Source organism: Sediminihaliea albiluteola (assembly GCF_014077625.1).
GTDB lineage: Bacteria > Pseudomonadota > Gammaproteobacteria > Pseudomonadales > Halieaceae > Sediminihaliea > Sediminihaliea albiluteola.
Genome location: NZ_JACFXU010000013.1, coordinates 733060 through 756186, shown reverse-complemented (window position 1 = coordinate 756186; position 23127 = coordinate 733060). Strand labels below are relative to the sequence as shown.

The following is a 23127-nucleotide window of genomic DNA, read 5'->3' as shown; positions in this document are numbered from 1 at the left end:
CTCTATCGCAGCGGGTTCAGGGAGGAATACAGTGTCAGAAATCATGGCCTCAGTAGCAGACTGTGTTGAGCGCACTATTGCTCGCGTCGGCAAACAAATAGTATTGGCGGCGCCCCTTGGCTTGGGCAAGCCCGTGGCCTTGATCAATGCTTTCTACGAGCGCGCTGCCAGCGACCCTAGTATCAGCCTACATATTTTAACGGCGCTGTCTTTGGAGCGACCACCCAGGCCCAAGGGTGTTGCCGGCCCACTGGTGGGTCCCATTCTGGAGCGGATATTTGAGGACTACGAAGAGCTGGCTTACATGGCGCCACTGCGCGCAGGAAAACTGCCAGCCAACATTCAGGTCAGCGAGTTTTATTTTCGCGCCGGTGCCCTAAAGGGCGTGCCAGTCGCCCAGCGCAATTATATTTCCAGTAATTACACCCACGCCGCCCGTGATTTGGTCGGCCAAGGGGTGAATGTCATTGCCCAGCTTGTTGCCGGGCGCGAGGGCGAGTTGAGCCTCTCCTGTAACCCCGACCTGACTTTGCGCATGGCGGAGCTGTTAAAGGATGCTGAGCACCCGGTGATGTTTTTGGCCCAGCTGCACCCCGAGCTGCCCTTTATGGGCCATGACGCGGCAGTAAAGCCTGAGTTCTTCGATCTGCTGCTCGATTCGCCGCAATATAATCAGCGTTTATTCAGTGTGCCCAACGTGCCCATCCCCCAGGCGGATTATGCCGCGGCCCTGCATGCCAGCACCTTGGTGGTCGATGGCGGCACGCTGCAAATCGGTATCGGAGCTCTCGGCGACGCCGTGGCCCAAGCTTGCATCCTGCGCCATCACAACAATGCGGCATACCGCAGTATGCTTAAAGCAATTGATACCCCACCAGTGGCGATCGAGCAGCACTACGACGACTTTGATCTAGGGCTCTACGTCTCCACCGAGATGTTCGTCAACGGCATGTTGGAGCTGATCAAAGCGGGCGTGATTACGCGCAAGGTCTACGACCAATTACAACTACAGCAGGGCTTGAATGAAGGCCTGATCAGCGAAGCCATTGATGAGCGCATGCTGAACTACTGTCGCGAGCAGGGGCTGTTGCCGCGTCAGCTGGATCAGAGCGCATTAACCGAGCTGCAATACTGGGGCATTTTCAGCGAGCAGCTCAGTCTAAATCAAGCCGGTGAATTGCTGTTGGCTGGGCAGCCGCTGAGCAACGATATGGATGAGCCAGAAACCCGGAAGGCCTTATTGGCTGCGACTCAGGGTCAAAGCCTGCGCCATGGCTGCCTACTACACGGCGGTTTCTTCTTAGGGCCTAAGGCCTTCTATGAATACTTGCGCAACATGCCTGAGGCAGAGGCTGAGCAAATCTGTATGACCGGTGTGGAGCGCACCAACCAGCTGCTAGAGAACGTGCCGCTCTACAGCGCCCAGCGGCGCCGGGCGCGCTTTATCAATACCGGCATGATTGTCAGCCTCGATGGTTCCGTGGCCTCGGATGCCCTAGAAGATGGCACCGTGATTAGTGGCGTAGGAGGGCAGTATAATTTTGTCTCTATGGCCCACGACATGCCCGATGCGCGCTCCATTCTTTGCATCCGCGCCACCCGGGGCCAAGGCAAAGCACTGAAATCGAATATTTTGCCCAACTATGGTCACACCACCATTCCTCGTCATCTGCGGGATGTGATTGTCACTGAGTACGGCATTGCTGACTTGCGCGGGCAAAGTAACGCCGAAGTCGTTAAACGATTATTGTGTGTGGCCGATTCTCGCTTTCAGGACCAACTGCTCAAGGCGGCATTAGACAGTGGCAGTGTTGAGCCGGGCTATGAAATTCCCGAGGCCTACCGCAATAATACCCCCCAGCGCTTGGCTGAAATTTTAGCGCCTTTTTATCAGCAGGGCCTACTGCCGGATTATCCTTTCGGCTCAGATTTAACGCCTGAGGAGCAGCGCTTAGTCGAGACCCTGAGAGTTCTAGAATCCAACATGGGCCATTGGCGCTCAGCGCTCAGCTTACTGTGGTCTGCTTGGCGCGAGCCAGCGCCGGCCGCCGAGGTGAAACCATTCTTGGTGCGTTTAGAATTGGATCAGCCCAGCAGCTGGCGCGATCGAATCATGGCCAAGTTGGTGGCCAAGCAGCTGCAGCGCAGCGCGCTGCATGAGTAAGTCCTTGTCAGGCCTCGGACTGTTTGCGCTGGGCGAGCACTTTGGCTAAACCCTGCGCTAGCAGGCCCCGGTACAGCCTTTGATAAAGCGTGAAAGACAGGCCAAAGCCGATCACTAAGCAGATCAGTTGTAAGCTGATGCTAAAGCCGAGCAGTAGGGGCGGTATCACCGACAGGGTAAAAGCCAAGAACACACAAAGCAGCAAATAGAGGGTGGCATCTTTAGCGAGCTTGAGACCAACAAAGGCCTCATAGCGAGCTTCTTCCAATAGTCTGGCTTGTTCGGCTTGATCTAAGTCAGCAATCTCAGGGAAGCGTCCGATAAAAATTTTGGGGTTCATGTGACTCCTCTTAGCTCAAGCTCGTCACTCTCATCACTCTCTGCCTTAAAAAAACATTAGTCCAAAGTTGCGCAAAATAACAGTCAGATTGTGGCCAGCTAGCCCATCATATTTGCCCAGCTCCGCGCCACTGCAACTAAGCGCTAGCCTTGCTGAGGCCTCGGCGCTATCCTTTAGCCATGAATGACAATACTGCCGACAACAAACTGGTCATCGCGATTTCTTCCCGCGCGCTGTTTAATTTAGATGATAGCCATAGCGTCTTTGAGCAGGAGGGCTTGGAAGCTTTCTCTGCCTATCAGATAGCACGTGAAGATGAGCCCCTGCAGCCGGGTGAAGCATTCCCTCTGGTGCAAAAAATGCTACGCTTGAATGAGCTGCTCGGTGATGAAGCGCAGGTGGAGGTGGTGCTCTTGTCCCGCAACAGTGCCGATACCGGACTGCGGGTTTTTAACTCGATACAGCACTATGAATTGCCCATCACTCGCGCTGCCTTTTGCGGCGGTGAAAGCCCCTGGCGCTACATTCGCGCCTTTGGCTGTCAGTTGTTTTTATCCAACGAAGCGGAAGATGTGCGCTACGCACTCGACTGCGGCGTCGCAGCGGCAACTTTAGTCTCCAGCAAGGGCGGTCGCAGTGACGGCGAGCAATTGCGCTTTGCCTTTGATGGCGATGCGGTGCTGTTCTCTGACGAAGCCGAGCGGGTATTTAAAACGGAAGGCTTAGAGGCCTTTGCCGCCAGCGAGCAAGCAGCGGCGCGGGACCCTTTAAGTGGCGGTCCCTTCAAGCCTTTCTTGGCCGCACTGCAGCGTTTGCAACAGGCCTTCCCCGCTAGCCAAGCGCCAATTCGCACTGCCTTGGTCACTGCCCGTTCAGCCCCGGCACACGAGCGGGTAATTCGCACCTTGCGGGCCTGGAATATTCGTATCGACGAATCGATCTTCCTCGGTGGCTTGAATAAAACGGAATTCTTGCGCGCCTATCAGGCCGATGTGTTCTTTGACGATCAGCAAAGCCACTGCGCTTCGGCCAGTCCGCATATCGCCACGGGCCATGTGCCCCACGGTGTGGCCAACTCTTAAATCTTTGTCTGCTGGCAGCGCGGCGCTAGATTGACTACTATCCTAGCTGGCCTGGGCGGCGCCGATGAGCGGCTAAACACGCGCCCAGTGCTAGATCCTGTTGGAGGAATTTAGGGATGAAGTTGCAGCAACTGCGTTATATTTGGGAAGTGGCGCATCACGATTTGAACGTGTCTGCCACGGCGCAGAGTCTTTTCACCTCACAGCCTGGCATCAGTAAGCAGATTCGTTTGCTGGAGGATGAGTTGGGCGTGGAAGTCTTTTCCCGAAGCGGTAAACACTTAACTCATGTAACCCCAGCCGGCGAGGTGATTTTGCAAGCGGCAGGGGAGGTGCTGCGCAAAGTTGAGAGCATCAAGCGAGTTGCTCAGGAGTTCTCTAACGAGAAAAAGGGCAGCCTGTCGATCGCTACCACCCACACCCAGGCGCGCTATGCCTTGCCCGATACGATTCGCTCATTTATTGATCGTTATCCCGAGGTTTCACTGCACATGCATCAGGGCACCCCGATGCAAATTTCAGAAATGGCTGCCGATGGCACAGTGGATTTCGCTATTGCCACTGAAGCCTTGGAGTTGTTTTCTGATCTGGTGATGCTGCCCTGTTACCGCTGGAACCGCTGTGTTCTGGTACCCAAGGATCACCCCTTAACCCAGGTCTCAGAGCTCACTTTGGAAGATGTCGCGGCGCATCCCATTGTGACCTATGTCTTTGGCTTCACCGGCCGCTCCAAACTCGACGAAGCCTTTGTTGAAAAAGGCCTGGTGCCCAAAGTGGTGTTTACCGCGGCGGATGCCGACGTCATTAAAACCTATGTGCGCTTGGGTCTCGGTATCGGCATTGTCGCTGCCATGGCCTACGACGAAGTCGCAGACAGCGACTTAGTGGCACTGGATGCCAGCAAACTCTTCCCCGGCAGTGTGACCAAGATCGGCTGTCGCAAGGGCACCTTCCTGCGCGGCTTTATGTACGACTTTATTGAAGATTTTGCCCCGCACCTGACCCGCGAAGTGGTCTCCGAAGCCTTTTCTCGCAACAGTAAGGCCGATTTGGAGGAACTCTTCTCACATGTGGAGCTGCCGGTGTTCTAATTGATACCAGCGGCGCTTGTTCTATGGCGCGCTTGTCGGTAGATTGTGCCGCTTTCTAAAACTGAGTATTGGGAGCACACATGGAACTGGCTTGTCTTGATCTAGAGGGCGTCTTGGTCCCGGAAATCTGGATCGCATTTGCGGAAAAAACCGGTATTGAAGAACTGCGGGCCACCACCCGCGATATCCCCGATTACGATGTCTTGATGCGTCAGCGCCTTGCGCTGCTCGATCAGCACAACTTGACCATCGATGATATTCAGGCGGTGATTTCCACCCTGTCGCCGCTGCCCGGGGCGGTGGACTTTATCAACTGGCTGCGCGAGCGCTTCCAAGTGATTATTTTGTCCGACACCTTCTATGAGTTTTCCCAGCCTCTGATGCGAGAGTTGGGTTGGCCGACTTTGTTCTGCCATCGCCTGATTACTGATGAGAAGGGCCGTGTGGTGGATTACAAGCTGCGCCAGAAAGATCCCAAGCGCGCTTCTGTACAAGCCTTGCACAGTTTGAACTACCGAGTCATTGCCGCCGGTGACTCCTACAACGACACCACTATGCTGGCTGAAGCGGAAGTGGGTATTCTGTTCCACGCGCCGGATAATGTGATCGCTGAGTTCCCTCAGTTTCGCGCAGTGCACAACTTCCCCGATCTGAAGCAGGCCTTTATCGACGCCAGCGACCGTCCCCTGACGCTCTAAGTCAGTGTTTATCGACAGGCTTGAGGCTCTGCTCTAAGCAATTGAGAAACTGCCCAACCTTGTCGATAGTTTCCTGAAACTCTGCTGTGCAGTCGGAGTCGGCGACAATGCCGCCTCCGGCCCAGCACAGCACCTGCCCTGAATGACAGAGCAAACTGCGAATAGCGATATTGCTGTCCATTCTGCCATCGGCACTGATATAGGCCACCGAGCCACAGTAATGCTGTCGGCGGTGGGGCTCTAACTCGGCGATAATTTCCATTGCGCGTCTTTTGGGAGCGCCGGTAATCGAGCCGCCGGGAAAACTGTCCCGCAATAAGTCCAGTGCCGATCGCTCTGCCTCTAGCTCACCCGTAATCGTGCTCACTAAGTGATGCACTGTGGGGTAGCTTTCCACCGCAAAGAGTTGCTCGACCCGAATGCTGCCCGGCACACAGCTGCGGCCAAGGTCATTGCGCAGCAAGTCGACAATCATCAGGTTTTCAGCGCGGTCTTTACTACTGCTTTGCAGCTGCTCGGCTAGTGCTCGGTCGGCGGCCGGGTCTTGCATATTGCGCGGCCGAGTGCCCTTGATCGGGCGGGTCTCAACCCTTGAGCCGCGCAGGGCGATAAAACGCTCGGGGGATAAACTCATCAGGGCGCTATCTTCTGCCATGGCCAGAAAAGCCGAGAAGGGCGCTCCAGCCACGGCGCGCAGGCGCCGGTAGGCCTGCCAGGGCTCGCCCTGATAAGAGGCGTTATAGCGCCGGGCTAAATTCACTTGGTAGCAGTCGCCGGCACGAATATAGCTTTGAATGCGCTCAAAGGCTTCGCGGTATTCAGCGGCTTCTAGGTTGCTGCTAAAGCGCTCGCTCAGCACAAAGTCACTGCTGGCTGTTGTTGTCCGGGCTGCTCGAGCACGGCTTAAATAGTCCTGTCGCTCAGCGGCAGCTAGTGTGGGGAGAGAAACCAGCACCGCACGGCGCAATAAATGATCTTGCACGATGCACCAATCGTAGGCTTGCAGTGAAGCCAGAGGAGGCCCGTGTGCCTCGTCGTCCTCTTTGGCGGCTAGGCCCTGCAATCCCATACCGCTGTCGTAGCCCAAGTAGCCCAGCAGTCCGCCGCAAAAGGGTAGGTCGGCGGCGCTGTTGATGCCGGCGTAGCGCTCGCGCTGAAACTGGCCCAGCTCGGCAAAGTAGTTTTGGCACTGTGCTGGGCTGGCTTGGGCGCTTAAGGGCTGGGGGCTGTCCTTGGCGGGTTGGGCCGTAATGATGTCGTAGCGGCCGGCCCGGGGCGCGCCCTGGCAGCTGTCCAGAAAAGCGGCGCCGGGTAAGTCTGCGAAGCGCTCAAAGAGTTCACAGCTATCGGCTTGATAGACTAATTCTTCCAGATGCAGGCTTAAGCTCATGCGATTGGGGTACCAGGCTGGCGGATCGATGATTTTACAGCTACTTTGCGTAGTACGATGCAGCAAAAACTGCGCAAATTGCTGTAGAATTGCGGTTTAAACACTTGAATTGCGTCCAGAATGTCAATTTCCGTGTCACTTGGGGAAATTGACTCACTTTGCTGGGTGGATTACTGTTATCGCCCACATTGGGACAGGTCTGCATCCTAAGCCTGTCCGTCTCGACACGCAATTCCCCCACGCTTCGAGGAGCAGAGAAAGGCCTGTCTGTGATGCCTATTTGGCAAAGCGGACACCTGGAAACGAGAGATTATGACAGCAAAAACTTCACAAGAGCTCATCGCATCATTGGACAATCCATTTGCTAGCCAGCAGGAAGTGGAATTCAAGGTTCCCGGGCAAGTCGCCTCAGAACCGGGTCTCTACGAAACTACCCTGCGTAAAGGTTGGGAGCTGCAGCAGCGCCCCTACCGTGCCGCCGGCATTAAAAGCATTCAGCGCCAGCATCAGAAAAACCGTATGACGGTATGGGAGCGCATTCGCTTCCTCGCTGATGATGAGCCGACTGTGTTGTTCCAGAACTGGGGGCCCAACTTAGACGGCGCCTCGCTGGTTACTGCACTGATTACTGTGGGCGGGCGCGATGTCGCCATCTACGGTCACGACTTCACCGTACGCGCTGGCTCCATGGATGCCACCAACGGTAAAAAGCTGGCGCGCCTTTTTGAGCTGGCCGCTAAGCGTCGCATCCCTCTGGTGGGCTTGAACGACTCTGCCGGTGCTTACATTCCCGCTGGGGTAGGTGGCTTGGACGGCTATGCCGACGCCTTTACTGCCCTGCGTAAAATCAGCGGCGTAGTGCCCAGCATTATGTGTATGTTTGGTTTCAACGCCGGTGGTGGTTCTTATCTGCCCCGTCAGGGCAGCTTCCTGATTCAGCCCAACGACACCTTCTTTGGTCTGACTGGGCCCGGCGTAGTGAAGTCTGTACTGGGTGAAGATGTGACCCCAGACGAGCTCGGTGGCCCCGGTGTTCACAGCCAGAGCGGCGTAACTGATTTCTGTGTGCCCAACGAAGTGGCAGCCCTGCGTAAAGTACAAGAGCTGCTCAAGTACCTGCCTTGCAACAACGCTTCTCTGGCCCCGCGTCAGCAATCCTCCGACCCAGTTAACCGCAAGACCTGGGATATCGATATCCTGCTGAAAAAGGCCTTTAACTCGCCCACCGGCTTTAACACGCCGATTGATATCACCATCCTGATCCAACAGCTCTGCGATCACGGTGACTTCTTGGAAATCCAAGCGGAACGCGCCCGCAACACCATTACAGCGCTGGGCCGTATGGGCGGTAACGTGGTCGGTTTTGTTGCTAACAACTCGGCGGTGGCTTCTGGTCAGATTGATATTTCTGCCGCTTACAAAAACGCGCGCTTTATCCGTTTCTGTAACCTCTACAATATTCCGATTATCTTCCTGGAAGACACCACCGGCTTCTTGCCCGGTCGCGAGCAGGAAGAGGGCGGTATCGTGCAAGCCGGTCGCGCCATGTTGGATGCGATTGTCGATCTGCGCACTCCGCGCTTCTTGGTACTGGTACGCAACGCCTTCGGCGGTGCTTACGCCTCATACAACAACTACCCCACCGGTGCTGACTTTGTCGTTGCCCTGCCCACTACCCGGGTGGCGGTGATGGGCCCAGCGGGCGTGGAGTATGTCTACAAAGATGAGCTGCGCAAAATTCGCGCTGCGGTGCCCGAGAAGATTGAGCGCGAAGCCCAAGCCCAAGAGCAAGCCGGTCTGTCTGCGGATGAAGCCCGCAAGATGGCCGAGCAGTTGGTTGGCAACTGGGTCAAATCTGAAGAGCAACTTTTAAGTCAGCGCTACGAAAGAGAGCTGATGAACCCGAACGAGGCTCTGAGCCTTGGTTCGATCTCGCAAATCGTGATGCCATCGGACCTGCGTCAAGTGCTGGCCGAGCACATGGACTTCTGTTTGCGCCACTACGAGCCGACTCCGCTGTCTTCTGTACAGCGTGAGTTCCATTAATCCACTGTAGCTGGCCGATCCGACGACAGCAGTAACCGAATAGAGGAAATACCGTGTCTAACGAACACTATTTGCGCAACCCCCTGATACACCGCGATCGCCGTCTTGCTCTGCGCTCAGAGCCTTGGGTGAAGCAGTTTGATTGCAGCGATTTACGCCCCTTAATTATTTGCCGCGGCCCGATTCGCAAAGAGGCGATGGATGTTTTCGCCGAAATGGACATTGAGCACTTTGGCATTTTGTTGTCCGAGAAAGACTCCATTGTCTACCAGAATGCCCTGGCTCCTGAGCTGCGCACACTGTCTAATCCCGACCGCGTACACCGGGTACCCGACTACAGCGGTGCCAACAAAGAAGAGCGCGATCAGCGTATCGAGCAGATCATCAGCATCGCTCGGGACAATGACTACAACGCAATTTTCGCTGGCTACGGCTTTATGGCCGAAGACGAAAACATGGTGGCAGCCATGGAGCGCGCCGGCCTTAACTTTATTGGTCCTTGCTCGCGCACCGTGCACGATGCTGGCCTGAAAGATGAAGCCAAGCGTACCGCTCTTAAGTCTGGCGTATCGGTCACCCCGGGTATCGACAACGGTACCGCGCTGACCCTGCTGAAAAAGCACCCGACAATTGCCGACCTCAAAAAGCTCTGTGCAGAGCAGGGCTTGGCCGTAGAAGATGCCCAGCTCGATGATCCTGAAGTCAGCCTCGAAGATAAAGCCGACATCGTACTGTCCGCGTCTTACGAGAAAGGCATCGACCTTTACACTGTGGATGAGCTCAGCGAGACCTTGACTGAAGCTGTTAAGCGCATGGCGGAAGAGTACCCGCAAAACCGTGTCCGCCTGAAAGCGATCAGCGGCGGTGGCGGTAAAGGCCAGCGTATTTTGGGTATTGGTGAAGCGGACCGCACCCCTGAATTGGTGCGTGAGATTCTCAACGAAGTTAAAACCACCGGTGTTGGTGACAACAAGAACGTACTGGTTGAGCTGAACATCGAAACCACCCGTCACCAAGAGATTCAGGTCATTGGTAACGGCGACTGGTGCATCACCATGGGTGGTCGCGACTGCTCCTTGCAGATGCACGAACAGAAGCTGCTGGAAGTGTCGGTCACCGTGGAGTCTTTGCAAACTGCCATCGAGCAAGCCAAGGCCAGCGGCAACGAGACCGAGTTGCGCGTCCTAGAGCAGGACCTCAAAACACTGCAGACCATGGAAGACGAAGCGGCGCGCTTTGGTGCCGCGGTAGGTCTGGACTCCGTGTCCACTTTTGAGTGTATTGTCGATCGCGACAAGCACTTCTTTATGGAAATGAACACCCGTATTCAGGTTGAGCACCGGGTCACCGAGCTCTGCTATGCTCTGCGCTTTAGTAACCCAGAGAATCCCGCTGAAAGCTTTGTGGTGGAGTCCCTGGTAGAAGCCATGGTGCTGCTGGCCGCCCACGGCGACAAACTGCCGCGCCCAGAGCGCATCCTGCGTCACAACGACAGTGTCGAAGCGCGTCTGAACGCTACCAACCAAGCGCTGCAGCCTAGCGCTGGTGGTGTGATCGAGCGCTGGTCAGATGCCATCGAAGGCGAGATCCGTGACGACCAGGGCATCAGTCATCACAACCCCGATACCAACACTTTCATGAAGTACACCTTGGCCGGGGCTTACGATTCCAACATCGCACTGCTGCTGACCGTCGGTGACACCCGCCTCGATACTTATCAGCGTTTGGCTGAGACCATTCGCCGCACCCGTATGCGCGGTAAAGATTTGGCCACCAACCTCGAGTTCCACTACGGTTTGGTCAACTGGTTTATTGGTCAGAACATCAACGCCCGTCCCACCACCGGCTTTATCGTGCCTTATCTGACCGCAGTGGGTCAGTTGAAAGAGCACGCCAACGGTTTGGACTTGGAGTTTGCCTGGCGTGAAATCACTAAAGCTGCCCTGCAGGATCACAGCGACGATGCGGCCAAAGCTCTGGCCGATGCCCACGAGCTGAAAAAGACCCTGCTGCTGCGCCCCGTATCGCGTTTGCTCGACGAGCCCCACATCCTCAGCGGCTGGCTCAGCATTAACCGCGACTGCTACACCTTGATCGATGGTCGCATTAGCTGGAATGAAAACCCCATCGAGTTGCTGGCTGACACCTACCACTTCCTGAACATGGATTATGTGGAAGGCGCCGCCGCTTCCAGTGTGATCTGGGATCATGACAACGACCTGCTACAGCGCGCGCTGGATTTCTACGCCGAGCTGAACAACCGTGTCGATGCCGAAGATTGGCTGGCCCTGCAGTCCCTGCTGGCTACTGAGAAAGCTCCAGCAGGCTTTAGCGATGCGAGCTGGTCACAAGTGCGCTCGGCCCACAAAGGCTTCCAGGCCGGTACCGAAATCTTGGCGGTACTGCCGAGCATCGCCGAGTCGACCGCTTACTATGACCTGACCGTGAACCCTGATCTGAGCATTAATATCCCCGAGGTATTGCTCGATAAAGAACTGCAAGATCGCATGGCGAAAGTCTTGGTACCACCGCCGGTAGCCAAGTCTGACGAAATTCTGGCTGCGAGCGGTGGCATGTTCTACGGCCGCGAATCCCCAGAGCACGATCTCTATGTGCGCAAGGGCGACCACTTTGAAGCAGGCGACCCACTGTACATTGTTGAAGTAATGAAAATGTTCAACAAAGTCTATGCGCCGTTCTCCGGTACCATTGATGAAGTACTGGTAGAGGACGATGGGGTGATTATCAGCAAAGGTCAGGTGCTGTTCAAAATCACCCCAGACGAAAAAATTGTCGTGCAGAGCCCGGAAGAAATTGCCGCTAATCGCCGCAAGATCACCGCCGGCTTCCTGCAGCAACTGCCAAAGGATTAAGCCATGATTACAGCATTGGACCACATCGCTATTGCGGTGCCCGATTTAGAAAAGGCGATCAAGCGCTTTATGGAAGACTTCGGTTTACCCTTTGAGGGCACCGAAGAGGTGATCCCGGCGCAGACCAAGACCGCTTTTTTCCCGCTGCCACCGACTCAGATTGAGTTGGTGCACCCCTTAGAAGGGCAGGGGCCAATCGCCAAATACCTGGAAAAGAAAGGTGGCGGTTTGCATCACCTCTGCTTCCGCAGCGACAACATTGAAGAAGATGTGGCGCGCTTGAAAGAGAAGGGCTATCAGTTTTTGTCTGACAGCCCCAGTCCCGGCGCACACGGTTCCAAGGTGATTTTTATTCACCCTAAAAGCTGCGACGGCGTGCTGATCGAAATTAGTCAGCCAGCTGATGAGGCGCACTAGGAACTCTCCTAGTGCGTCACTCCCGCTTCGGCGGGCCTCCCACATACAATAGGCAAGACCGCGATTTTTCTGGAGTAAGCCATGAGCAAGAAAATTTACGACAAGCAAGCCGCCACGCCACAAGCTTGGCGCGAGCTCGCTGAACAGCAGATGAAAGGCAAAAGTCCCGATGACTTGATTTGGCAAACTGCGGAAGACATCCCGGTAAAGCCGCTTTACACCGCCGCGGATACTGAGAATCTCGAGTACACCGATACCATGCCGGGTCTCTCGCCTTACCTGCGTGGCCCCCAGGCCACCATGTACGCCGGCCGCCCTTGGACCATCCGTCAGTACGCGGGCTTCTCCACCGCAGAAGAGTCCAACGCGTTCTATCGCAAGGCACTGGCCGCTGGTGGTCAGGGCATCTCGGTGGCTTTCGACTTGGCTACCCACCGCGGTTATGACTCCGACCATCCTCGGGTGAGCGGTGACGTGGGTAAGGCCGGTGTGGCCATCGACTCGGTTGAGGACATGAAGATCCTCTTCGACGAGATTCCCTTAGATAAAGTCTCGGTCTCGATGACCATGAACGGCGCGGTACTGCCTATTTTGGCCGGTTACATCGTCGCCGCAGAAGAGCAGGGCGTGTCGCAGGATCAACTGGCTGGCACCATTCAGAACGACATTCTGAAAGAGTTTATGGTGCGCAACACCTATATCTACCCGCCGGCCCCGAGCATGAAGATCATCGGCGATATTATCGCCTATTGCTCGGATCACATGCCGCGCTTTAACACCATTTCAATCTCTGGCTATCACATCCAGGAAGCCGGTGCTAACGCTGCCCTGGAGCTGGCCTACACTCTGGCAGACGGTAAAGAGTACATCCGTACTGCTCTGGCAGCTGGTCTGGACATTGACCAGTTTGCGCCGCGCCTGTCTTTCTTCTGGGGCGTTGGCATGGACTTCTACATGGAAATCGCCAAGATGCGCGCTGCGCGTCTGCTCTGGGCCAAGATTGTGTCGGAGTTTAATCCCAAGAATCCCAAGAGCTCTATGCTGCGTACCCACAGCCAGACCTCAGGCTGGTCGCTGACCGAGCAGGACCCCTACAACAACGTGGTGCGCACCACCATCGAAGCGATGGCGGCAGTCTTTGGTGGCACCCAGTCACTACACACCAACGCCCTGGACGAAGCGATTGCCTTGCCCACTGAGTTCTCGGCGCGCATCGCCCGTAACACCCAGCTGATTATCCAGGAAGAAACCGGCATCACTAAGGTAGTCGATCCTTGGGGCGGCTCTTACATGATGGAGAAGCTGACACAGGATATCGCCGATAAAGCCTGGGAGCTGATCGAAGAAGTTGAGCAGGCTGGCGGCATGGCGAAAGCCATCGAAACGGGTATGCCCAAGCTGCGCATCGAAGAAGCTGCCGCACGCAAGCAAGCCCGTATTGACCGCGGCGACGATGTGATTGTCGGCGTCAACAAATATCAGACTGACGATGCCAGCGAAGTCGAAGTCCTGGCCATCGACAACGATGCCGTGCGCAGCGCGCAATTGAAGCGTTTGGCCAATGTGCGTGAAAACCGCGACGAAGCTAAAGTCGAAGCGGCACTGGAAGCCATCTACCAAACTGCGGTGAGCGGTGAGGGCAACCTGCTGGCACTGGCCGTGGAAGCTACTCGCTGTCGCGCTACCATCGGTGAGATTTCCTTTGCTATGGAGCGCGAGTTCGGCCGCTTTAATGCCAAGGCACAAACAGTCTCTGGCGTTTACGGTTCCGCTTTCCAAGATGACGATAACTGGCAGGGTATCAGCATGGACATCGACAAGTTTATCGAACAGCACGGCCGTCGCCCCCGTATGTTGGTCTGCAAGATGGGCCAAGACGGTCACGACCGCGGGGCCAAAGTAGTAGCCACCGCCTTTGCCGACGTGGGCTTTGATATCGACCTCTCGCCGATGTTCTCGACCCCCGAAGAAGTCGCCCGTCAGGCCATTGAGAACGACGTTCACGTGGTCGGCGCTTCCTCTCTAGCTGCCGGTCACAAAACCCTGGTGCCAGCACTGGTAGAAGAACTGCGCAAGCAGGGTGCCGATGACATCGTGGTCATCGCCGGCGGCGTGATTCCTCGTCAGGACTACGACCACCTCTATGAGGCGGGCGTGAAGTGTATCTTCGGCCCCGGCACGCCGATTCCGGTTTGTGCCCGCGAAGTGCTCGATGCGATTAACGAAGCCTCGGGGAAGTGAGACTGAGCTAAGCGCTATGACTGACTTTCAATTGCAGCCTCTACTGGACGGTAATCGCCGGGCCCTGGCCAAGGCGATTACTCTGGTAGAGAGCAAGCTCGATTCCCATCGCGAGCAGGCTCAGGAGATTCTGGAGCGGGTGCTGCCACACAGTGGCAAGAGTATCCGCATCGGTATCAGTGGCGTGCCCGGTGTGGGTAAATCGACCTTCATTGAAGCCTTTGGTCAGCACCTGATTGCCGAGGGCAAGAAGGTCGCTGTGCTGGCGGTTGACCCGAGTTCGCCGATTGCCGGCGGTTCAATTCTCGGTGACAAAACTCGTATGGAAGATTTGTCCCGGGAAGAGAACGCCTTTATTCGGCCTTCGCCTTCCGAGGGTAACTTGGGCGGCGTGGCGCAGAAAACCCGCGAAACCATGCTGCTCTGCGAAGCGGCCGGCTACGATGTGATTCTGGTGGAAACCGTCGGCGTCGGTCAGTCCGAGTATCAGGTCGCCGGTATGGTCGACTTCTTCATGGTGTTGATGCTGCCCGGCGGCGGTGATGAACTGCAGGGCATCAAAAAAGGTATCGTGGAGCTAGCCGATGCGCTGGTGATCAACAAGGCCGATGGCGATAGTGTGGTGCTGGCCAAGAAAGCCCGCCAGCATTACAACAATGCCATGAACCTCCTGCGCCACACTTCCTTCTGGACGCCGCGGGTAATGACTTGCTCAGCCTTGCAGGGCAATAACATTGCCGAGATCTGGGGCATGGTGCTGGACTACTACTTCCAGTCCCTGGAGCAGGGCGCCTTCGAGAGCAAACGTGCCAAGCAGAACCGCGAGTGGATGCATCAGCTAGTCAACGAAATGTTGCACATGACGCTGACCTCTAATGTTCGAGTGCGAGAAATGATCCCCGCCTTGGAGCAGGATGTGTCAGCGGGCAACACCACCGCTTATATCGCGGCCCGTAAAATCATGAGCGCATTGTCTAGCTAAGGCCATGCGCTTCTATCCCCTGGAAAAGCTGATCAATTTGCACGATGCCTATATTCGTGAGTTCAAAATTGATAATTTCCAGCTGCTCTTAATTCAGCGCAAGGGCGAGCGTTACTTAATTGAAGCGCAGTGCCCCCATCGCGCCCATCCCTTAGATGCGGCCAGCATCGACAACGGCATCATTCAGTGCGCCTTGCACCAGTATCAATTTGCCATTGATGATGGCCGTTTGCTGCACGCCACAGAAGAGCCCTGTCGCGGGCTGCGGACCTTTGAGTTAGTTTACGAGGGTAACGAGGTGGGTGTGATGCTGGATGAGCCTAGCGAGTTTTAATGTCTCGCTAAGCTCGTTCTTGGCTTATCACAGCAGGCCTAGTCTCAGCACTGGCCATCTATCTCTGCTAAAGCTCTATTTTGCCAGCTTTAATCCAGCACTAAATGCATGGTGGTGTGAGGGATGCCGGCTTCTTCAAAAGTGGCGCCCTGGGGCTCAAAACCTACCCGGCGATAAAAGGGCGCGGCGTGCTGCTGAGCATGCACATACACGCGCTTTAAGCCCATTTCTCGGGCGGCATCAATAAGGGCTTGCAGTAGGGCATTGCCAATGCCGCGGCCCCGATAGTCTTTTAACACTGCCATGCGGCCGATTTTGCCATCGGGCATCAGTCGGCCACAGCCCACGGCTTGCTCATTCACCGTGGCCAGCCAGTGCTGACATTCGCCGTCGCGGCCATCCCACTCAATCGCCTGGGGGACGCCTTGTTCTTTAATAAACACTGCCTCTCGAATGGTAGTGAGGGTGTCGCGGCACTCCTGCCACTCACAGCGCTTCACTTCGAGCGCTGCGTCATTATTCGTCGTCGACATAACAGCTTCCCGTCTCTAGTAAAAAGTGGATCAGCTCGGCAAGACTAGCACTATCACTCTGAGCACTTTGCATAGCGCTGCAGTCTAATTGCGCGTTTTGGCAAAGCTCTATGATGGCCTCGCGATACTGCAGCTCAGTCACCAGTGTTGCGCCATTAGCATAGACAGAGAGTTCGCCATTGTCTTCTCGCCAAGCGATGCGCGCAGAGAGTTCGCGGTAGAGCGGACACTCGCCATTGACCACCGCCTCGACATCGCTCTGCTCAAAGGGCTCAGGCTCCTGCATATAGCGGGTTTCAGTGACCAGTTCGCCGAGCCAGTCAGCCCGCTCTGGGCGCATGATTAACTCACAGACCTGTTCCAGAGCGCGCTGGATATCGCCCTCACTTAACTCTCCTGGCAAGTTGGCCGCTTCTCGGCCCGGGTCGCCAAAGAAACGCTCGGCGGGCAAATTTTCCAGAGCTTGGTCAACACGGCGGGCCAGTAAGTCTTGGTAAGCTGGGGCGCGAAAGCCAATGGAGAAGGTAGTGCACTCGCCCTGGGCGATGCCCCAGTGAGCCAGGCCCGGTGGCACATATAAAATATCACCGGGATTTAACAGGTACTCTTCTTGGCACTGGAAGTCCTGGAGAATACGCAAGCTCTGGCCTTCCAGTAGGGGCGTGTGCTCATCGCATTGCTGCCCCAAGCGCCACAGACGCTGGCCTTCGCCCTGTAGGAGAAAGACATCGTAGTGATCAAAATGGGGGCCGACACTGCCGCCGTCAGTAGCGTAGCTGACCATGACGTCATCGCCACGCCAGTTGGGTAGAAAGTTAACTAATTGGCGCAGTTCGGCCACTTCTGGAATCAGCTCATCCACCGCTTGAACTAGCAAGGTCCAGGGGCCGCTGCGCTGGAAATCTTCGACCTGAAAGGGGCCATGTTCGACCAGCCAGTCCTCGCCTTGCTGTCGCACTAGGCGCGATTCAATCTCTTCCTCTAAGGCCAAGCCGCCCAGCTCGTCGGCCGATAGCGGCGGCACAAAGTCTGTATCGGCAGCGCGTATCAATAAGGGTTTGCGCTGCCAGTAGTGACTTAGAAAGTCCTCGACATCGATGTTCAGCTGTAAGTCTGCGCCAGAGCTAGACATGCCGGCGGGCCTATTTAATCGCGCGGGCTTGAGCTACCGCGTTACCGATGTAGTTAGCTGGGGTCAGTGCCAGCAGTTCATCCTTGGCTTCCTGAGGCAGCTCTAAATTGCTGACAAAAGCCTGGATAGTATCGCGGTTCATCTCTTGGCCGCGGGTTAAATCTTTGAGCTTTTCGTAGGGTTTTTCGATGCCGTAGCGGCGCATCACGGTTTGAATGGGCTCGGCCAAAACTTCCCAGCTGTTATCCAAGTCGCTGGCGAGGCGTGCTTCGTTCAGCTCTAGCTTGCCGATACCTTTGAGGCTGGCCTGATAGGCGATTAAGCTGTAAGCCATGCCCACGCCCATGTTACGCAGGACGGTGCTATCGGTCAGGTCACGCTGCCAGCGGCTGATAGGCAACTTGGCCGACAAGTGTCCGAGTACCGCATTGGCCAAGCCGAGGTTGCCCTCTGAGTTTTCAAAGTCGATGGGGTTGACCTTGTGCGGCATGGTGGAAGAGCCCACTTCGCCGGCCACGGTCTTTTGCTTGAAGTAGCCCAGAGAAATATAGCCCCAGACGTCGCGATCGAAATCCAGCAGGATGGTGTTAAAGCGTGCCACCGCATCAAAGAGCTCGGCCATGTAATCGTGGGGCTCAATCTGCGTGGTGTAGGGGTTAAACGTCAGGCCCAGTGACTCGACAAAGTTTTGGGCATTGGCTTGCCAGTCCACTTCTGGGTAGGCACTCAAGTGGGCGTTGTAGTTACCGACCGCGCCATTGATTTTACCTAAATACTCGATGGCTTGAACTTGCTTAATTTGGCGACGCAGGCGGGCGACCACGTTGGCGATTTCTTTACCCATGGTCGAAGGGGAGGCGGTCTGACCGTGGGTGCGCGACAGCATCGGCGCTTCGGCGGCGCTGACTGCTAAGTCTGTTAGGGCAGCTTCGATGCGCTGCATTTCTGGCACGATGACTTCGCTCACGCCATCGCGCAGCATCAGGGCGTGGGAGAGGTTGTTAATGTCTTCTGAAGTGCAGGCAAAGTGCACAAATTCGGAGATCGCCAGCAGCTCCTGATTATCGGCGAAGCGCTCTTTGATGAAGTATTCCACCGCCTTCACATCGTGATTAGTGGTGGCCTCAATGGCTTTGACGCGCTCGGCATCGGCTTCGCTGAAGTTTTTAGCGATGTTCTCCAGCAGCTCGTTGGCAGCGGCGGATAGGGCCGGTACTTCCGACACGCCGGGCAGGGCCGCTAACTGCTGCAGCCAGCGCACTTCCACCAGCACACGGCGCTTAATCAGGCCATATTCGCTAAAAACCTCGCGCAAAGCGCTGGTTTTGCTGCCGTAACGGCCGTCGATAGGGGAAACTGCAGTGAGGGCTGAGAGGTCCATCAAGTGACTCCGGTGCTGGATAATAGAGGGCTATGCGGGTCGCTGATTTTACACCAGGCTAAGGTCCCGCGACAGTTGCTGAGCGCAGCGCAACAGGGCCTTGCGCTGGAACAAGAGCTTCCAGCGCCGGCCGCCGAGTTGGCGCCACAAAAAGGCCGAGCGGATACCGGCCAATAATAGCGCGCGGATCATGTCGGCATTTTGGGTATTTTGTAAGTGCTGAGCGCTGCCGCTGACTTTGATGCGGAATTTTAGCTTGCTCAGAGTGTCCTGATAGATCCCAGAGACACTGCCGCAGAGATCGTTCACGTGGGTAGAAAAATGCTCGGCGCGAAAGCTGGTGTGTTCGAGTCGTGAGCGCACCACAGCCATCATGTTGGCATCGGCGCGAAACTGCTGTTCCAAATACAGCAAGTTAAAGAGGTAACGCACCACTTCGCGATGCTGCTCAGTCTCGCGATTGGATAGCAAGCTGACCATATTGTGCAGGCCCAATTTAACGCCGGCCACGCCGCCGTAAACCTCTTCCACTCGCTCCGCTTCAAAATTAAATAAGCTGTTGATCGAGGGCTCTAAAAACTCCAGTGGATAGCTGCCGGTTTTGGACACTTGGTCCACCAGCTTAGCGGCCTGAATGACGCCGGCTAAAGCGATAGTCTGCTCTTCGATCTTGCTGCGCTGCTTAGCTGTCATTTATGCCGCTCGCTCAATCACGCCGCCGCCCAAGCAGCGCTCGCCGTCGTAGAACACCACCGACTGACCCGGGGTGATGGCTCGCTGCGGGGCGCTGAATTCCACTCGATAGCCCTCGCCATCACGATGCAGCACGCAGTCTTGGTCGGCCTGGCGGTAGCGCGCTTTAGCGCTGCAGGCATAGGGCGTAGCGGGCGCTTCACCTGCGACCCAGTACACCTCACCGGTATATAAAGTGGACTTGAATAGGGCGGGGTGCTCATTGCCCTGGGCCACTAAGAGCACATTGCGCTCAAGGTCTTTGTCCACCACATACCATGGGGCGTCGCCGTGATCAGCGAGCCCGCCAATGCCTAAACCTTGGCGCTGACCAATGGTGTGGTACATCAGGCCCTGGTGCTGGCCTAATAGCTCGCCCTCTAAGCTGTGAATTTCCCCGGGCTGGGCCGGTAAGTACTGCTGCAAAAAATCACTAAAGCGCCGTTCACCGATAAAGCAGATGCCGGTGGAGTCTTTTTTGTTGTGGGTGATCAGGCCGTGTTGCTGGGCCAGTTCGCGCACTTGGGGCTTGGCAATTTCACCCACTGGGAACAGGGTTTTCTCCAGCTCGGCGTGGCCCACCGCATGCAAAAAATAACTCTGATCTTTGTTGTTATCCAAGCCTTTGAGCAAAGTGGCTTTGCCCTCGTGTTCGCCCCGGCGGGTGTAGTGGCCAGTGGCGATTAAATCGGCGCCCAGCATCAGGGCGTAATCTAAAAAGGCTTTAAATTTAATTTCCCGGTTGCAGAGAATATCCGGGTTGGGCGTGCGCCCGGCTTGGTACTCGGCCAGAAAGTGCTCAAAGACATTGTCCCAGTACTCGGCGGCAAAGTTGGCGCCGTGCAAGGTGATGCCCAGTTTGTCGGCCACGGCCTGGGCGTCGGCATAGTCTTCCTTGGCGCTGCAGTATTCAGTGCCGTCGTCTTCGTCCCAGTTTTTCATAAACAGACCTTCCACCTGATAGCCCTGTTGCTGTAACAGCAGGGCAGAGACAGAAGAGTCGACACCGCCGGACATGCCGACAATGACTTTTTTGCTGGAATTCAAACTCATGGGCTTGGCTTCACTTCCTAGCTGGGCTCACTAAAAGGCTGCGCATTCTAGCAGAAAAGCCCCGCTTTGCCTCGTCAAGCGGCCTGTGATTACTGGGGCTTTTTCGCTCTGCGCCTTTTCTTTGGGCGCCGGCTTCGCTTCGGCGAGGGCGCTTTTGCTGCAGAGCTCGGCAGCTGTATTTCAACACGCTTGTACTGCCCAGGTGCTAAGTCGCCTAAGTCCCAGTCAGCGACGCGCTGGCGCACTAAGCGCAGCACCGGAAAGCCCACTGCGGCGCACATACGCCGCACTTGCCGGTTGCGGCCTTCTCGAATAGACAGCTCCAGCCAGCTATCGGGCACGGTTTTGCGCTCTCGCACCGGTGGCTGGCGCGGCCACAGCCACTCTGGCGCTGCTATAGCGCGGGCTTTGGCGGGCAGGGTGGGGCCATCTTTTAACTTAAGACCCCGGCGCAGCTGGGCCAATGCCGGCTCATCGATCTCGCCTTCTACCTGCGCCAAGTAAGTCTTCCACTGCTTGTGCTTAGGGTTGGCAATTTGCTGTTGCAGGCCGCCGTGGTCGGTCAGCAGCAATAAGCCTTCGGAGTCGTAGTCCAGGCGCCCGGCAGCGCGAAAACCCGGCGCCGAGAGATAATCCGCTAAGGTCTGGCGGCGATTCTCCGGTTCGCGCTCCTTATCGCTGAACTGGCTCAGCACGCGAAAAGGCTTGTTAAATAGGATCAGGATTGCCATGGATAAGCACTACAGGGAATAATCTTCGCTTGGCTAAACAGAAGCTGCGCAAACCTGCTACAATGTGCGCCGCTTTAACTGGGGTCAAGCCTAAGGATACAGGACCCCGCATTTCAAAGAACCCTACTTGACGCTACGGAGTACAATATATGGGCTACAAACATATTCAGGTGCCTGCCAACGGTGAAAAAATCACCGTTAACGCTGATAACAGCCTGACTGTCCCTGCAAATCCTATCATCCCTTTCATTGAGGGTGACGGCATTGGTGTAGACATCACACCTGTGATGATCAATGTGGTCGACGCTGCTGTTGAGAAAGCTTACGACGGCAAAAAGAAAATCTCTTGGATGGAGATTTACACCGGTGAGAAAGCCGCTGAGCTCTACGACGGCGACTGGTTCCCCGAAGAAACGCTTGATGCGATCAAGCAGTACTCTGTGGCCATCAAAGGCCCCCTGACTACTCCAGTTGGCGGCGGCTTCCGTTCACTGAACGTTGCTCTGCGTCAGGAACTAGACCTCTACACCTGTCAGCGTCCGGTTCGCTGGTTTGAAGGCGTGCCTTCACCAGTTAAAGATCCCGGCGCTTGCAACATGGTGATCTTCCGTGAAAACTCCGAAGACATCTACGCCGGTATCGAATACCAGGCGGGCACCGAAGAAGCACAAAAAGTCGTTGATTTCCTGATCAAGGATATGGGCGCCACTAAGATCCGCTTCCCACAGAACGTCGGCATCGGCATCAAGCCAGTGTCTGAAGAAGGCACCAAGCGTCTAGTGCGCAAAGCTTTCCAGTACGCTATCGACCAAGACCTGCCTTCGGTTACTCTGGTACACAAAGGCAACATCATGAAGTTCACCGAAGGTGCCTTCCGCGATTGGGGCTACCAGCTAGCTCAGGAAGAGTTCGGTGGCGAGCTGCTTGACGGCGGCCCATGGGTGACCTTCAAGAACCCCAACACTGGCAAAGACATCGTTGTCAAAGACGTGATTGCTGACGCTATGCTGCAGCAGATCCTGACTCGCCCCGCCGAGTACAGCGTGGTTGCAACTCTGAACCTGAACGGTGACTACCTCTCTGACGCACTGGCGGCACAGGTTGGTGGTATCGGTATCGCCCCAGGTGCTAACCTGAGCGACACTATCGGTTTGTTTGAAGCGACTCACGGTACTGCTCCTAAGTACGCTGGCCAGGACAAAGTGAACCCCGGTTCGCTGATCCTCTCCGCCGAAATGATGCTGCGTCACATGGGCTGGAACGAAGCCGCTGACCTGATCATCAAAGGCATGAACGGCGCCATCCAGCAGGGCACTGTGACCTACGACTTTGAGCGTCTGATGGAAGGTGCAACCTTGGTGAGCTGCTCTGAGTTCGGTCAGAAAATGATCGACAACATGTAAGTGGCTTTGCTGCTCGCTGACCCGCTTAACGAGCAGCGCCAACACAAAAAACCCCGGTAGCGATATCGGGGTTTTTTTATGCCCGCTCAGAAATCTGCTGCCATGCCGTTACACCAGCATGCTATAGAGGTTCTTGGGTGGATTGGTGGCGCCTGCGGGAGGCAGGATCACTCCGCGACACGCCAGCAAGTACATCCATGTAGGCTCGAGCTCGACGTCCTGTCTCGCACGGTCGCTGCGTGACCCTGTCACCCGCCGTCTTCAATTCACGCTTAGAGTGATTTTGAAGCTTTATTCTTTCTTCGCTCAAAAAATCAGCCGTATTTTGATATTAAGGTGTGGACGACGGTTTAGGCTGCAGGACCGTTGAGCGCATGGATGCGCGAACCGAGCCCCCATGGATGGGTTTACGGCGTGTCCCCTAAGCCTAAGCCGTTGGCCACAGCGCCACTGCATGAGCAGAATCTATTTCCATTGGCTTTCTAGCAGAGATTGGTGGCGCCT

At 55.9% G+C, this 23127-nt stretch carries 19 protein-coding genes; 11 read left to right on the top strand and 8 right to left on the bottom strand.

What is annotated here, in order from left to right; all coding sequences use genetic code 11:
- Nucleotides 1-31: 31 nt before the first annotated feature.
- Nucleotides 32-2164 (top strand): acetyl-CoA hydrolase/transferase C-terminal domain-containing protein, encoded by a 2133-nt coding sequence (locus H2508_RS15225; protein ID WP_182169217.1) that lies wholly within the window; start codon nt 32-34, stop codon nt 2162-2164.
- Nucleotides 2165-2171: 7 nt separating this feature from the next.
- Here H2508_RS15225 and H2508_RS04365 read toward each other — a convergent pair whose 3' ends face one another.
- Nucleotides 2172-2504 carry a hypothetical protein gene (locus tag H2508_RS04365; RefSeq protein ID WP_182169215.1) on the bottom strand — a complete coding sequence of 111 codons (333 nt, stop codon included), beginning with the start codon at nt 2502-2504 and terminating at the stop codon, nt 2172-2174.
- Nucleotides 2505-2683: 179 nt separating this feature from the next.
- Between H2508_RS04365 and H2508_RS04360 the strand changes: the two genes are divergently transcribed.
- The 3 genes from H2508_RS04360 (at nt 2684) to thrH (ending at nt 5375) form a co-directional block, all read left to right on the top strand.
- Nucleotides 2684-3586: a 5'-nucleotidase gene (locus H2508_RS04360; protein WP_182169213.1), complete on the top strand. Its 903-nt coding sequence runs from the start codon at nt 2684-2686 to the stop codon at nt 3584-3586.
- 116 nt (nt 3587-3702) lie between these two features.
- Entirely contained in the window at nt 3703-4677 is a 975-nt protein-coding gene (cysB, locus tag H2508_RS04355; protein ID WP_182169211.1) for an HTH-type transcriptional regulator CysB, read from the top strand.
- 80 nt (nt 4678-4757) lie between these two features.
- Nucleotides 4758-5375 carry a bifunctional phosphoserine phosphatase/homoserine phosphotransferase ThrH gene (thrH, locus tag H2508_RS04350; RefSeq protein WP_182169201.1) on the top strand — a complete coding sequence of 206 codons (618 nt, stop codon included), beginning with the start codon at nt 4758-4760 and terminating at the stop codon, nt 5373-5375.
- Between the two features lies 1 nt (nt 5376).
- Here the strand turns inward: thrH and pabB are convergent, their stop codons facing one another.
- Complete coding sequence (pabB, locus tag H2508_RS04345) at nt 5377-6765, bottom strand: aminodeoxychorismate synthase component I (protein WP_182169199.1); 1389 nt, start codon at nt 6763-6765, stop codon at nt 5377-5379.
- A gap of 312 nt (nt 6766-7077) precedes the next feature.
- Here pabB and H2508_RS04340 point away from each other — a divergent pair, with 312 nt between their 5' ends.
- The 6 genes from H2508_RS04340 to H2508_RS04315 all read left to right on the top strand — a co-directional run bounded on the left by H2508_RS04340 (nt 7078) and on the right by H2508_RS04315 (nt 15658).
- Complete coding sequence (locus H2508_RS04340; RefSeq protein WP_182169197.1) at nt 7078-8811, top strand: acyl-CoA carboxylase subunit beta; 1734 nt, start codon at nt 7078-7080, stop codon at nt 8809-8811.
- Between the two features lie 53 nt (nt 8812-8864).
- Nucleotides 8865-11684 carry an ATP-binding protein gene (locus tag H2508_RS04335; RefSeq protein ID WP_182169195.1) on the top strand — a complete coding sequence of 940 codons (2820 nt, stop codon included), beginning with the start codon at nt 8865-8867 and terminating at the stop codon, nt 11682-11684.
- A gap of 3 nt (nt 11685-11687) precedes the next feature.
- The gene (mce, locus tag H2508_RS04330; protein ID WP_182169193.1) at nt 11688-12101 is read left to right on the top strand and encodes a methylmalonyl-CoA epimerase; all 414 of its coding nucleotides are present in this window, start codon (nt 11688-11690) and stop codon (nt 12099-12101) included.
- Between the two features lie 81 nt (nt 12102-12182).
- The gene (gene scpA, locus H2508_RS04325) at nt 12183-14342 is read left to right on the top strand and encodes a methylmalonyl-CoA mutase (protein ID WP_182169191.1); all 2160 of its coding nucleotides are present in this window, start codon (nt 12183-12185) and stop codon (nt 14340-14342) included.
- Nucleotides 14343-14358: 16 nt separating this feature from the next.
- Nucleotides 14359-15324, top strand: a complete 966-nt coding sequence (gene meaB, locus H2508_RS04320) for a methylmalonyl Co-A mutase-associated GTPase MeaB (protein WP_182169189.1) — start codon at nt 14359-14361, stop codon at nt 15322-15324.
- Nucleotides 15325-15328: 4 nt separating this feature from the next.
- Complete coding sequence (locus tag H2508_RS04315; RefSeq protein WP_182169187.1) at nt 15329-15658, top strand: Rieske (2Fe-2S) protein; 330 nt, start codon at nt 15329-15331, stop codon at nt 15656-15658.
- Nucleotides 15659-15747: 89 nt separating this feature from the next.
- On the opposite strand, the gene H2508_RS04310 is transcribed toward H2508_RS04315, so the two are convergent.
- From H2508_RS04310 to H2508_RS04285, 6 genes are all read right to left on the bottom strand, one after another.
- The gene (locus tag H2508_RS04310; protein WP_182169185.1) at nt 15748-16191 is read right to left on the bottom strand and encodes a GNAT family N-acetyltransferase; all 444 of its coding nucleotides are present in this window, start codon (nt 16189-16191) and stop codon (nt 15748-15750) included.
- A complete protein-coding gene (locus H2508_RS04305) occupies nt 16175-17323 on the bottom strand; it encodes a JmjC domain-containing protein (RefSeq protein WP_182169183.1) in 1149 nt (382 codons plus the stop codon). The genes H2508_RS04310 and H2508_RS04305 overlap by 17 nt, the downstream gene beginning before the upstream one ends.
- A 10-nt stretch (nt 17324-17333) precedes the next feature.
- The gene (purB, locus tag H2508_RS04300) at nt 17334-18704 is read right to left on the bottom strand and encodes an adenylosuccinate lyase (RefSeq protein WP_182169181.1); all 1371 of its coding nucleotides are present in this window, start codon (nt 18702-18704) and stop codon (nt 17334-17336) included.
- 48 nt (nt 18705-18752) lie between these two features.
- Complete coding sequence (gene hflD, locus H2508_RS04295; protein ID WP_182169179.1) at nt 18753-19397, bottom strand: high frequency lysogenization protein HflD; 645 nt, start codon at nt 19395-19397, stop codon at nt 18753-18755.
- A complete protein-coding gene (mnmA, locus tag H2508_RS04290; protein ID WP_182169177.1) occupies nt 19398-20489 on the bottom strand; it encodes a tRNA 2-thiouridine(34) synthase MnmA in 1092 nt (363 codons plus the stop codon).
- A gap of 89 nt (nt 20490-20578) precedes the next feature.
- Nucleotides 20579-21220 (bottom strand): pseudouridine synthase, encoded by a 642-nt coding sequence (locus H2508_RS04285; RefSeq protein WP_182169175.1) that lies wholly within the window; start codon nt 21218-21220, stop codon nt 20579-20581.
- A gap of 149 nt (nt 21221-21369) precedes the next feature.
- Here H2508_RS04285 and icd point away from each other — a divergent pair, with 149 nt between their 5' ends.
- Nucleotides 21370-22623 carry an NADP-dependent isocitrate dehydrogenase gene (gene icd / locus H2508_RS04280; protein ID WP_182169173.1) on the top strand — a complete coding sequence of 418 codons (1254 nt, stop codon included), beginning with the start codon at nt 21370-21372 and terminating at the stop codon, nt 22621-22623.
- Nucleotides 22624-23127: the final 504 nt, after the last annotated feature.